Source organism: Clostridium ragsdalei P11, assembly GCF_001675165.1.
Classification (GTDB): domain Bacteria; phylum Bacillota; class Clostridia; order Clostridiales; family Clostridiaceae; genus Clostridium_B; species Clostridium_B ragsdalei.
This window is the reverse complement of record NZ_LROS01000016.1, coordinates 43,226-56,229: the sequence shown is the minus strand read 5'-3', so window position 1 is coordinate 56,229 and position 13,004 is coordinate 43,226. Positions and strand designations below refer to the sequence as shown.

Below are 13,004 nucleotides of genomic sequence, written 5' to 3'. Positions count from 1 at the left end.
TTCATTTACTATTTATTTTTTTCATCAATCTTGCACAATATCTAACAGCTTGTGCATTGGATGGCATAAGTATAACCCCAGCTTGTTCTAGTTTTTCTTTTTGAGCTTTGTAATTTTGTGGATCATTCTCTGTTCCACAAATATAACCAACTACACAAAGGTATTTGCCCTTACTTTCCATATTCTTCTTTGCATCAATAATTCCAGGTAACATCTCTCCTGCTGGATCAGCATGACAGCCATAACCTATTACAAAGTCCATCAGAATTATTGCTACTTCCTCGTCTTCTGCTTCCTGAGGTAATCTTTCTACTCTTCCCATTGGATCAATCATTGGATGAGGTTTGCCAACAGTAAAATCATCGTCTCCTAAATCAATGCAAGTATTTTTTTCACTTTTTAATATATTTTTAAGTCTAAGTTCTTTCTTAAGTGGAATATTTGAATATATATCAAATCCTTCTTTGCCAAGTAACTTCATAGCCTCATCAGCTAAAGTCCCACCTGTATATAATGCCCTTATATATTTTTGTTTACTGTCAAATTTAGCAGCTTCTTGCTCAACTAATTTGTCTATTTCTTCTATAGGCTGTGCAAAGGAGGTATAGTCACAAACAGGATTGCCCTTAGAAAGTGCTACTGCCTTATATGCCGCATCTTCCAAACTTACACAGGCATAAGCTCCACTGTCTTCAATTGCTTTCCTATCTCCGCCTATAAAATCTACAACTATTGGTTTATTTGTACTTGATACCATATCTAATATATTTTTAGCTACCTCAGGAGCTGGTGGCTTTGAAACTAAAACTATTACTTTTGTATCTGGATCTTCAATTAGTGCCTTAAATCCTTCAATCATCATAATTCCACCAACGCTGCTTTTTAAATCTCTTCCTCCAGTACCAATTGCCTGAGATATTCCAGCACCTAATTTGTCAATAAGAACTGTAACTTCCTGAGTACCTGTCCCTGATGCTCCAACAATTCCTATATCACCTTTTCTAACAACATTAGCAAAGCATAGCGGGACATGATTAATTATAGCGGTTCCACAATCCGGTCCCATTACAAGAAGTCCTTTACTTCTGCCCATCTTCTTTAATTCTATTTCATCTTCAACAGTTACATTGTCACTAAACAGCATAACGTTAAGTCCATTTTTAAGAGCTTTTCTTGCCTCATCTGCTGCATACTTTCCCGGTAGTGAAATAATTGCCATATTTGCATCTTTCATATGCTTAAGTGCAGCATTAAAAGTATTAGGCTTGTATTCGTTTTCACTTTCACGTTCTTCTTCCTTTGAATTTAAGAGCTCATTTACTTTACTTACAATACTTTCAGTTGGATTTTCTTCTTCATCTGACACATAAGCTGCAATAAAGAAATCATTTGGTGTAAGATTTCTTATTTGGTCATTACTTAAATTTAAATTTTCAGATAGTTCTTTGTTAAGATCTGTTCCCATACCCACAATTATTTCTTTAACATAGGTCAGCTTCTTAATTTCTTTAGTAATTACCATTAAAGCAACAGAATCATAATATGTGTTTTTCCTGATATCTACACAGAACTTCATTTTCGTAAACCCTCCTATACTTTATAGTGGTCAGAAATTTGCAACCTACATAAATTCCCAAAGCTGTATCTGTTCCAGAAGTTTCACCATAACTAATGATATTTAATATAGCTTTATTAATTTTTTCTTCATCATGATAATATAATATTGATTCCATAAGTTCTCTTACAGCCTCATTTGTCTCTCCAATAGATGAGTGCTTTAACATTTCAGAGCTTACCTTTGTTGTTTTATTTATGCCTTCACTTATCATTTTGCTATTAAATTTATATATTAGGGAAATATCCAGCTTATAGTAGTATCCGAGATAAATAAAGCAAATCATAAGACCACTTATGAAATCATCCACTGCAGGAGTAAGTCCTGATCCAAAACCAATAATACTTCCTCCTATTTGAGCTATCTCATCAATGTCTAATATTTCTAATGCTCGAATTAATCTCAAAAACCTGCTTTTAATAAAATTAAAGCTTTCATCAATAGAATGAATTTTAAAAGAAAATAATTTGAGATTTGGTAATTCATCATTTATCATGTTTACCAATGGACCTATACCATAAAGCTTGCCATGTGTATTTAGTCCAATCTCCATTATTTTTATATTGTTAGCTAGTTCCTTTTCAGTTATATTTGAAGATCTTATGGATACACGAGGAGACCACTTTTGGGCTTCATCCAATCTTATAAATAAATTTCTTTCACTACAATAGATACCATTTACATTAAAATTAAAATATAAATTTTGAGTTATGTTAAGTTTCTTGAAGTCAAGTTTCCTACTACTATCTATAAGAATACTCATGGGTGCCATATTTTTCTTATTACTTAATAAAGTAATAAACTTACCAGATGCCTCAATATTACAAGCATTTTTGAAAACAGAATGGACTCGACCTTCTACTATTTCTTCCGCTGCTATAGCTTTTAGTAGATTTTCACATATAAACGATGCTTTCAATATAACCAATCCCTTATTCCCATCTTACGTATATATTACCTTATTTGTTTTATAATGTCTTTATGTAGATATTCTAAATATTGAAACACGTATTTGTATACCTTTAACATACATACTTCTTAATCCCTTTATTGATCCCAATCTCTAGTTAAAATAAAATTTCGTATTTGAAGTTTATTCTCTGTATTTAATTAAATTCATAGCTTTTAGACCAACCTCAAGATTTAATCTGCTTTCACAATTACCTAAATCAATACCTGTGATATCTTGTATTTTTTGCAGCCTATATATAATAGTGTTATAATGCATGTACATTTTTTGCGATATTTTTTTCATGTTGCCATTACACTGGAAATAAACTTCCAGCGTTTTTACTAATTCAGAGTTGTTTAACTTATCATATTCAATAAGAGGTTTTACTGTATCCATGCAAAAATTTTTAAGCTCACCCTTAAGTCCATTAAAGGAAAGCAATCTATATATTCCCAAATCATCATAATTAATTATGTTTCCAGTATTAATTTTACTTAGGTTTTCAACAATAAGTTTAGCTTGTTCATAGCTTTTCCAAAGATGCACAATGTCTTCATACGAACGACCTATGCCAATTGTTATTTGGTTAACTTTAAACTTTTTCAAAGCTTCCTTTAATAATTTTTCGCTAAAATCAATTATATCTTTCTTTATCAATTTAATATTTTTCTCTTTTTCACTACCAAATAAAATTATTATTCTATCACTTTTTTCAACACATACTATTTTTTCGTTATAAATTTTTGACACTCTTGCTGTGATAAATAATAAATTTCTTATTATTTCTTGTGAATAATTTACTTTATCTAAGCTTGTTTCTGTATATAATCCTTTTACACGAATAATAATCACAGTATGTTTTAGTTCCTTATGAAAATTAAAAGTTTTTGATCTTTCAATTGCCCTTTCTTGTCTCTGTGCATCATCGCAAAGTAAGTCATCAAAGAACTCCAACTTGTAATGGCTTTCCATTTTATATAAAGAAATTTTTTTAACAAAATCCAAGGCTATAATATGCACATATGAATCGATAAGCATATTATCTACTGGGGTTAATTCTTTTTTATCAAGCCATATAAAAATACGTCCGTATTCAACTCTTTCTATAATAATTGGAATGGTTACTCGTTTAACGTTCCTTCCCTTAATGTTATCTGTACATGATTTATATGTACAATCAGTATCCTTTCCCCTTTCTATATATTTTTGATTTGTATTTTCATTTATCAGCTTATCAAGTATTTTCTTATCTAGCTCCTGATCACATATAATTTCATATCTGTCATTCATGCTTTCATATATAGCCAATGAATTGCCTATATTATCATAAAGTTTCTTTGTAATTTCCTTTAAGTTTCCGCCATTTGCCATCATATTCATAACTTCTTTGTTGAAATGATCTATCTTAAAAAAACTGTTCATCTGATCATTTACAACCTCTGTTAGTACTGCTGATATTACATCTGTATGTGAGACAGAAAATGGTATTTTAATAATGGGGAATCCGAGATCGTCTGCTATTTTTATAATATCCTGTGGTAATATATTTATATATCTACCTAACTTAATTCCAAGACCAGATACCCCTTTTTCATTTAACTTAGGAATAAGTTCAAGAAGAACATTAATGTTATCTTTTATTGGATAAGCTGCAGTGATTAAAAACTCACCTTTCCCAACCCATTCTATAATATCTGGCACTTCCATTACATTTACTTTTGTAATCCTATTTGTCATTCCCTTTGCTCCCGCTAAAATTCTTGCATCCTTAAGAATATGAATTTCTAATAGTTTTTCTAAGGAAATTCCTACATAGCGGTACATAACATCACATTCCTTTCTAATATTCATTAAATGATTAATATTAATTTACTCCAGATTCGAAAACAAGCTCCCTTTGCAGCTTCAAATAATATTGTACTATTCCATTCATTTTTGCCTTTTTATTGATACTATTCCGATAGAATACATAATATGAATTATATTTATAGCTTGAATAAATTGTTTATTTATACTATTATTGTAATTAGCTCAAATTATTTAGATAATTAAATATTAGGAGGGTTTATAATGAAAACTGTTGTTCAACTATTAAATGAAAATAAAACAGGTGCTTTCGCAACTGTAGAAGATGGAAAGCCTCGTGTAAGACCTTGGATGTTTCAATTTGAAGAAAATCAGAAATTTTATTTTTGTACAGCCAATAATAAAGACGTATATAAGCAATTGCAATCAACTCCTTTTGCTGAATTTACTACTACTTCAAAGGATATGATAACAGTTAGATTATCTGGCAAAGTGGTTTTCACAAAAGATATGCGATATAAAGAAAAAATACTTAACGAAAATGAAGGATTGAAGAAAATGTATACAACTGCAGACAATCCTATTTTTGAAGTATTTTATATTGAACATGCTAAGGCAACCATATCAGATTTTTCCGGCCAGCCTCCAAAGGAAATAAATTTTTAATAAAAAACTTTATTTTATACATCTAATCCATAATAAAAATTTAGAGTATACTTTTTAAAAAGTATACTCTAAATTTTCATTTATATTAAAAAAGTCTGAATAATCTATTTCAAAAATAGATTTCTTAACAGCTGAAATATTTATTTTTCTCCTAATAAGTTGAGTCAATATACCTGCATAAGATAAATCCCCTTGGATTATGGCGCCATATATTATGCCATCTTTATGTATTACTTTTTTGTAATTACCATCTTTAGTTTCTATTTCTTCTTTATAGCTTTCATCTGGAGCTGATACATTTCCCAGAGACATAGTTGCTAGTCCTAAAAAGTTCATGGTATTTTTACTTCCAAAGAAATCTGTCATTAAAAGTTTTTTTCCTGCCATATTACTAGCTGCTACAATTCCTTCCTTAACAGCTGTAGGCCAAATTGGATTTCTTCCAGTTACATCACCTGCACCATACACATCCTCTATATTTGTCTGCCCTCTTTCATCAATGATAAGGCCAAACTTGTCAAATTCCACATTACTCCCTTGTAAAAAGGCGGTATTTGCTCTAACTCCTGCTGATACAACTACAAACTCACAAGGAATTATTTCACCTGTATTTAGAAGCAATTCTTTAGGATTATTAGCTTCATCAACTAAAAGCTTCTCTGCTTTAACTCCCAGCTTTAAATTCACTCCATTTTTTCTAAATAAATCTTCATATCTGCCTGCTGCATATTTATCAAGCTGAACTGCTAAAATCCTGTCGTTCATTTCTACAACTGAAATATTCAATCCATAACCTAAAAGCCCTGTAATTGCATCAATTCCTATAAGACCTGCTCCAAGTACAACTACATTTTTTACTTTTTTAGCTGCATCCTTTATTTTTTGTGCATCTTCCAAATTTCTAAGTCCTACTACATTATTTGCTCCTCTAAGATTTTCTACAGGAGGTATGAAAGAACTTGCTCCACTTGCTATAAGAAGCTTGTCATAATTTAACCTGCTGCCATCTGAAAGCTCTATTTCATGCTCTTCATCTTTTAGCTTATCTACTGCAATTCCTCTCACCCATTTTATATTGTACTTTTTAAAATAATCCTTTTCTGAAAAATTGAGTGCATCTATATTTCTTTTATTACTAATATAATGGTGTAATATACATCTGGAATAGACATATTCATCTTTTGAAATCAATATTATCTCTGCATCAGGTTCAAGCTTTCTAAGAGTTCTTGCACCATTTATACCAGATGCAGAAGCCCCTATTACAACGTAAGTCATATACACTACACCTCCTCTAAAGTAATAGCGTGCATAGGACATCTGGCTACACACTGCGGACTTTTACCTTCCGTATGCTGGCACATATCACATTTCATAATTTCTCTATTGTTTTCACTATCTGCCTTTAGCACTCCATAAGGACATGCCATTATACACATAAAACAGCTTGCACATTGATTTTTATCGTACTCTACAATGCCGGTGTCTGGATTTTTTCTCATAGCACCAGTCATACACGTATATACACATTCTGGCTTGTCACAATGCCTGCAAAATATGGGAGCATATTTTCCTTTACTACTCAGCGTAATCCTACTTCTGTTATCAACACAATCATGTGAAACAATACAGGCTGTAGTACAAGTAAGACATCCAATACACTTACTTCTATCTATCTTTATTCTCTTCAAAATTATCAGCTCCTAACTTCCGAAACTTTTTCAATATTTACAGGCACATATTTATAAGAAGGTTCTTTTGAGTAAGGATCAAATATAGATGGAGTTAATGAATTTGTTTCTATATAGTGAATTGGAGCATATAATTGATCTTCTTTTACATTTCTTGTCAGTACAACTCTAAATTCATTTTTATGTCCATTTGCCGATAAAATCACAACTTTTTCATTTTCCTTTATATGCAGCTTTTCAGCTAATTTATAGTTTATGAAAACATAAGGATCTGTAAAGCAGCTATTTTTTACAAATTCAATTTCCCTAGTTCTAGTCTGGGTATGCCATTGTCCTACAGTTCCCCTACCTGAATTAAATATATATGGGAATTTCTCTGTTTGGGTAAAGGGTTTTTGAGCTGCATCTGCATAAATTAGTTTTACTTTTTTATCTGCTGTAAAATATTTATTATCTTGAAACAGTCTTCTCTCATCACTAGTTAATATATCCCCCTTTTTAAAGGGCCACTGTATTCCTTTTGACGAAACCAACATCTCATAATCAATGCCAGTTATATCACAGGGCATTTTACTACTAAATTGTTTTATAAGCCCAAAAGCATGTCTTGGAGTTTTCCATTTTTCTAAGGGTTTTCCTACTTTCAGCGCTTTTCCTATTCCAAGTAATATGTCGTAATCTGCAAGTTCATCTTTTTCTTTTTTTAATATTGGAGTTACAGCTGACAAACGCCTTTCCGTGTTTATAAAAAATCCTTCTTTTTTGAGAGCTGAAACGGAAGGTAAAAATAAATCACATAATTTAGAAGTATCCGTATCATCATATATATCTTGGACAACCAAGAATTCTAATTTTTGAACTGCTTTTTCAAATTCCTCGTTATTTGCCCAGGAATGTCTAGGATTTGTTCCAATTACCCACAATGCCTTAATTTCTCCGCTGTTTATTTTATCTATAATTTTATTGTAAGGTATGGTTGGCTTTTTGGGTATCATCTCACAAGGAACCTCTAAAATAGAAGCAATTTCTTCCCTATGCTTTGGATTATCAAAGTCTCTGCCTCCATATAAAGCTGTAGTATTACTATATATTCTTGAACCCATAGCATTACATTGGCCTGTTATTGAATTCGCTCCAGTACCTTCTTTTCCTATATTTCCAGTAATAACTGCAAGGTCTATTATTGATTGTGCAGTTCTAACTGCCTCATATCCTTGGTTTATTCCTATAGTCCACCAAAATGAAACTCTTTTCCCATTGTGAATTATTTCCGCAAATTCCATTACCCTTTTACTCGAAATTCCAGTTTTTTCTTCTACATTTTCTAAAGTATACTTTTTCACGTGTTCTTTAAATCCTTCAAAGCCTTCTGAATATTTCTCTATATATTCTCTATCAATCCAGTTCTTTTCTATAAGTACATTTGCAAGGGTATAAAAGAGTATAATATCAGATTTTGGCTTGATATCTATCCATAAATTTGAGTTAATTGCTGTTTCAGATTTTCTAGGATCAATAGTTATTACTCTAGCTTTTTCATTTTTTCTTATATGACTCCACATTATAGGGTGAGCAACCACAGGATTTGCCCCAATTAATATAATAGTGTCAGAAATTTCAAAATCTTTTAGTGTATAGGGAGGTGCATCAAATCCAAAGCTTTGTTTATGTGCTACAGCTGCCGTAGCCATACAAAGTCTTGTGTTTCCATCCCCATTTATTTGCATGCAGGACCTGCCTATAAATCCCAAGAGAGCCATTTCTTCTGTTGTTATTTGACCTGTACTCAAATACGCTGCACTTTCAGTTCCGTATTTTTCTTGAATAGATCTCATTTTGAAAGCAAAAGTTTCAAAGGCATCCTCCCAAGAAATTACTTTCATCTTCCCACTTTCATCTTTCAAAAGAGGTAACTTACTGGATTTAAATTTTCTGCACTGCTTATTTAAATTTAATCCCTTTATGCAGCAAAATCCATCATTTACCGGATAACCTTTAGTGGGAAGTACTTTCTTTATTTTATTATCTTCAACATAAAAGTCCAGATTACATCCAAGTGCACAATAATTACAAGTTGATTGTTTTACTTCCACGTAATTCATCTCCACTTCTCAATATTTTTTACTAAAAATACATGATTTAAATTTCAAAATCATTTACCCTTTGAAGTAGATTTCAACAAACCTATAATAATAAGTGAAATCAAAGCAAGTGCTATAAATATTACAAACCCTCTAGAATAGCCACTTAAGCTCTTACCTGTCTTATCTATAAAGGATGCCATTAAAGGTGGTATAACAAAGCCTCCAAAAGCTCCCAATCCACCGACCCAGCCAGAAGCACCTCCAATAGCATGGGGAACTTCTTTAGGAAGTATTTTAAATACAGCAGCATTTGTCACACCCATTCCTACAGCTAAAAGTAAAATTCCTATAACAGCTAGAGGCAGTGAAGAAGCAATAAACATGCATATTGTACCTGCAAGCATTATAAAAAGTGCTGTAATGGATGTAGATTCTCCTCCAACTCTATCTGCTATCTTTCCACCATAAATTCTTACAATAGATGTAGTAATTGAATAGATAGCAGTTAATAAACCTGCAGTTTTCAAGTTCAACTTAAAAAATGTTGTCCAATATGTTGGAAGCCAGCTAGTTAGTGCTAAAAAGCCTCCAAATGTGGTGAAGTACACTACAACAAGTGCCCAGGTCTTCCATGTCTTTGCAGAAATAATAAGACTTTCACTCACTTTGTCATTAGGAAACAGTTCCTGACCATATTTCTTTGAAGCTGTCATCTTTGCTTGTTCTCTTCCCACTCCTGCATGAATTAGTTGAAAATACCAAGCATTTTTTCCTATAATAAAATATGCTATAGTTCCTGCTACTAAAAATATCAACCAGGCTAAATAAGAACCTGATAATCCTAAAAGTGGCAGTGCTACGTTTGGAAGCAAAAGTGTAAATATTCCAGGTGCTAGATTTCCCACTCCACCATATATGCCAAGTGCAACTCCCTGCTTATTTTGTGGAAACCAATAGGACGATTGGCTAACTCCTACAGAAAAGGTAGCTATGCCGCAGCCTGACAGTGCCCCAAATATTAAAAGTAAAGAATAGCAGTTACTTAAATCCTGCTTAAAAAAAGCCATAACTATATAGAGTCCCGTCATACCAATTATTGAAAGTATAAGTAATGTAATAAATGGTTTTCTTCCTCCATCTACGTCAACCCAAGCTGCAAATGGAATCCTAAGCAGTGATCCTGATAAATTTGGTATTGCAATAAGAAGTGCTAGTAAAATAGGATTCAAATCTATAAAACTTTTTTTAAACACAGCAGCTGTAGCACCATAAAGTGCGACTGCTGCAAATCCTACAAAAAAACCTAAGGTTGCTCCTGTTAATCCTTGTTTGGAATTTCCTTTAACATTTACAATATCCATTATTTTCCCTCCTATTTGCGATTTAAATGCTTTACCAATTTATAGTTTCAGCAACTTCAGCTTTAGGGTCTAAATGTACATCTTTTAAAGCCCACTTTTTAAATTCCTGATACCCTGTTCTATCTACAATATATCCTATATGTTCTTTTCCACCAGGAGCATTTTTGTTTATATATTTATCTATATATTCATAGGTATTTAAAATTATCTTCACAATGCTATCTTCATCTACCCATTTAATGAAATCCTGGCCTAATCTTGGATTTTTCTTTCCCGTTCTACCAATGATAGTCAGTTTAAAATACTTCTTACTGCTTCTTGTCCATGCCCCCATTGGGCATTTGTCCACACATTCACCACAACCTATACACTTTTTATCATCTCTTAAGACCTTAAAATTTTCAAATTTGAGTGCATCTGCAGATCTTAGTTTACAATTTTTAACACAAGCTTTACAGCCCACACATCTATAACTTTCGTACTGTGGTTCTGTCATGCCTATAATTCCAAAATCATGCATTCTTACTTTTGCACAATCATTTGGACATCCCGTTAACGCTACTTTTACATGGTAGTCATTTGGGAATATAACCTTTTCTATTCTCTTTGCAAAAGCAGTGGTGTCATAATTTGCAAAAGGACAGACTTTATTTCCTATACAAGCAGTAACATTTCTTGTTCCTGATGCTGAATATCCATTTTTAGAATCAGCTTGATTTATTTCAAGTCCTTCAATAACAGGTTGTATCATCTCATTTATCTCAGAAATGTTTTTCATATCAATTCCAGGTATTTCAAAGCCTTGTCTTGTAGTAATATTAATTGTTCCATTTCCATATTCTTCAGCAACCTTTTGAATTATTTCAAAATATTTTGCTTCGATATATCCACCTGGTACTCTAATCCTTATGGCCGTCTTTCCTCTTTCCTTAGTTACTCTAAATGCATTCTTTTTTAGAACCTTTGTATTAATATCCATAATCGTCCTCCTTTTTTAATCCATTAAAAGTTTAGCTTTAACATAATTAAATACCGGACCGTCAAGGCAAATATATGTATCGTCCATTTTACAATGACCGCATTTTCCTAAACCACAGCACATTTTTCTTTCATAAGAAACCCAAACATTTTCCTCTTTAATTCCCCTCTTCAAAAATTCTGCTATAGTAAATTTAAGCATTATTGGAGGACCTACTACTACTACCTGAGCTTCTTCCACATTATTTATAGTTAAATCTTTAATATAAGTAGTAATTAAACCTACATTTCCACCATAACTTTCATCAGCCTTGTCCACTGTTAAAGTAACACCAACATTTTTTCTCCATTCTTCTATATCCTTTTTAAACAATATATCCTCTGGTGACTTAAATCCCATTAAAACATTAAAATTTGTAACTTCATTTCTATTAGCAGCAAAGTAATCTATAATACCTTTTACCGGTGCTAATCCAGTTCCTCCTGCAGCTACAATAAGTTCTTTTCCCTTGTATGTCTCTAAGTCAAAACCGTTTCCATAAGGTCCCCTCATAAATAGAGTATCTCCTACAAAAAAAGTATGAATGACATCTGTAACTAATCCCACACGTCTTATAGTTAAACCTATATATCCATCTCCTATTTCACATACAGATATAGGTGCTTCTCCATATTTAGGTATGGAAACCTCAAAAAATTGTCCCGGCTTCACAGTTCCTTTAAACTCCATTTTAAATGTATAATCAATATCCGTATGTTTTGTAATATCTAATATTTTACTAGCCTTTGGCAAATATACATTTTCCATTTATTTCACCTCTCCCACTGTATCATTTAACTTGTTAACACAATTTGAAAAAGATATATATTCTGGACATGCATCATCACATCTTCCACATCCAACACACATGTTATATCCAAATCTCTTCTTAAAGTCATAAACTTTATGCATAACTTTAAATCTCATTCTCTGTCCTTTATCCTGTCTAAAACTATGTCCTCCAGCTATATCCGTATACCCATCAATCTGACATGAAGTCAATACTCTTCTTCTCTCTCCTACATTTTTATTGTCTTTATAGAAAATGTCCTGCATATTAAAACATGTACATGTTCCACAAACCAAATTACATCTTCCACAAGAAATACATCGTGAGGAATACTCTTCCCACAGTGGAGCATTAAATACACTTACATCCATATTTTCAGGAACTTTAACCTTTACATCGTTTTCTGTTACAAAGTTAGGTTCTACATCACATTCTGTCATTCCATCAAAATAATTTTTAAAGCTTTCATCTTTACACTTTACTGAAACTTTTCCATCCTTATACTTTACAAATAAGTCATAGTTTTCTGTTTTATTACTACCCATACTTACACAGAAACAGTTTTCAAAGCTGTGTTCACATTCCATAAGTGCAAATTTTACTTTATCTCTTACTTTTTTATAGTAAGGATCTTCTACACCATTTCTCAAATAAATTTCATCAACTCTCTTTACAGCATTGATGTCACAGCTTCTTAAAAATATCAATATCTTTTTGTCATCCACTTTTGGTTCCATTACAGAATCTTCTGTAAAATAAAACAAGGTTTTAGTTATTGGAAGCATCACTTCTTTTGGTGAAAAGTTTGATTTTTCATCAAATATTATTTCTTCAATAGTATTTATCTCTGCATACCTAACTACATCTGTATCCGAAAATCTTCCCTTACCTTTTAATTTCACTGGAGCATAGATTTTGTACTCTTTTTGCAGCTTTTTTAAAAAATTATCAAATTCCACATTACTAATTTGAAATCCCATTCGTCAATTCCCTCCTTAAAACTTTTATAAGCCTAACAGCA

General features: G+C 32.0%; 11 protein-coding genes. 1 reads left to right on the top strand and 10 read right to left on the bottom strand.

Going from position 1 to position 13,004, the window contains the following annotated elements; translation table 11 throughout:
* Position 1: 1 nt before the first annotated feature.
* The 3 genes from fdrA to CLRAG_RS08595 all read right to left on the bottom strand — a co-directional run bounded on the left by fdrA (position 2) and on the right by CLRAG_RS08595 (position 4,391).
* Positions 2-1,576, bottom strand: coding sequence for an acyl-CoA synthetase FdrA (gene fdrA, locus CLRAG_RS08605; protein WP_065078060.1), 1,575 nt, complete (start codon positions 1,574-1,576; stop codon positions 2-4).
* Entirely contained in the window at positions 1,536-2,543 is a 1,008-nt protein-coding gene (locus tag CLRAG_RS08600) for an oxamate carbamoyltransferase subunit AllH family protein (RefSeq protein WP_167351564.1), read from the bottom strand. The genes fdrA and CLRAG_RS08600 overlap by 41 nt, the downstream gene beginning before the upstream one ends.
* A gap of 165 nt (positions 2,544-2,708) precedes the next feature.
* Positions 2,709-4,391: a PucR family transcriptional regulator gene (locus CLRAG_RS08595; RefSeq protein ID WP_167351563.1), complete on the bottom strand. Its 1,683-nt coding sequence runs from the start codon at positions 4,389-4,391 to the stop codon at positions 2,709-2,711.
* Positions 4,392-4,637: 246 nt separating this feature from the next.
* Between CLRAG_RS08595 and CLRAG_RS08590 the strand changes: the two genes are divergently transcribed.
* Positions 4,638-5,039 (top strand): pyridoxamine 5'-phosphate oxidase family protein, encoded by a 402-nt coding sequence (locus tag CLRAG_RS08590; protein ID WP_065078057.1) that lies wholly within the window; start codon positions 4,638-4,640, stop codon positions 5,037-5,039.
* Positions 5,040-5,093: 54 nt separating this feature from the next.
* Here the strand turns inward: CLRAG_RS08590 and CLRAG_RS08585 are convergent, their stop codons facing one another.
* From CLRAG_RS08585 to asrA, 7 genes are read right to left on the bottom strand one after another with little or no spacing between them, the layout of a single operon-like run.
* Positions 5,094-6,317 (bottom strand): NAD(P)/FAD-dependent oxidoreductase, encoded by a 1,224-nt coding sequence (locus tag CLRAG_RS08585; RefSeq protein ID WP_065078056.1) that lies wholly within the window; start codon positions 6,315-6,317, stop codon positions 5,094-5,096.
* Between the two features lie 5 nt (positions 6,318-6,322).
* Complete coding sequence (locus CLRAG_RS08580) at positions 6,323-6,730, bottom strand: 4Fe-4S dicluster domain-containing protein (RefSeq protein ID WP_065078055.1); 408 nt, start codon at positions 6,728-6,730, stop codon at positions 6,323-6,325.
* A gap of 5 nt (positions 6,731-6,735) precedes the next feature.
* Positions 6,736-8,832, bottom strand: a complete 2,097-nt coding sequence (locus CLRAG_RS08575) for a molybdopterin oxidoreductase family protein (RefSeq protein ID WP_420808093.1) — start codon at positions 8,830-8,832, stop codon at positions 6,736-6,738.
* 50 nt (positions 8,833-8,882) lie between these two features.
* A complete protein-coding gene (locus CLRAG_RS08570) occupies positions 8,883-10,175 on the bottom strand; it encodes an MFS transporter (protein ID WP_065078053.1) in 1,293 nt (430 codons plus the stop codon).
* 31 nt (positions 10,176-10,206) lie between these two features.
* Positions 10,207-11,154 carry a sulfite reductase subunit C gene (gene asrC / locus CLRAG_RS08565; RefSeq protein ID WP_065078052.1) on the bottom strand — a complete coding sequence of 316 codons (948 nt, stop codon included), beginning with the start codon at positions 11,152-11,154 and terminating at the stop codon, positions 10,207-10,209.
* A 15-nt stretch (positions 11,155-11,169) separates the two neighbouring features.
* Positions 11,170-11,961 carry an anaerobic sulfite reductase subunit AsrB gene (gene asrB, locus CLRAG_RS08560; protein WP_065078051.1) on the bottom strand — a complete coding sequence of 264 codons (792 nt, stop codon included), beginning with the start codon at positions 11,959-11,961 and terminating at the stop codon, positions 11,170-11,172.
* Positions 11,962-12,963: an anaerobic sulfite reductase subunit AsrA gene (gene asrA / locus CLRAG_RS08555; RefSeq protein ID WP_065078050.1), complete on the bottom strand. Its 1,002-nt coding sequence runs from the start codon at positions 12,961-12,963 to the stop codon at positions 11,962-11,964. It abuts the gene before it with no gap.
* Between the last annotated feature and the right edge of the window lie 41 nt (positions 12,964-13,004).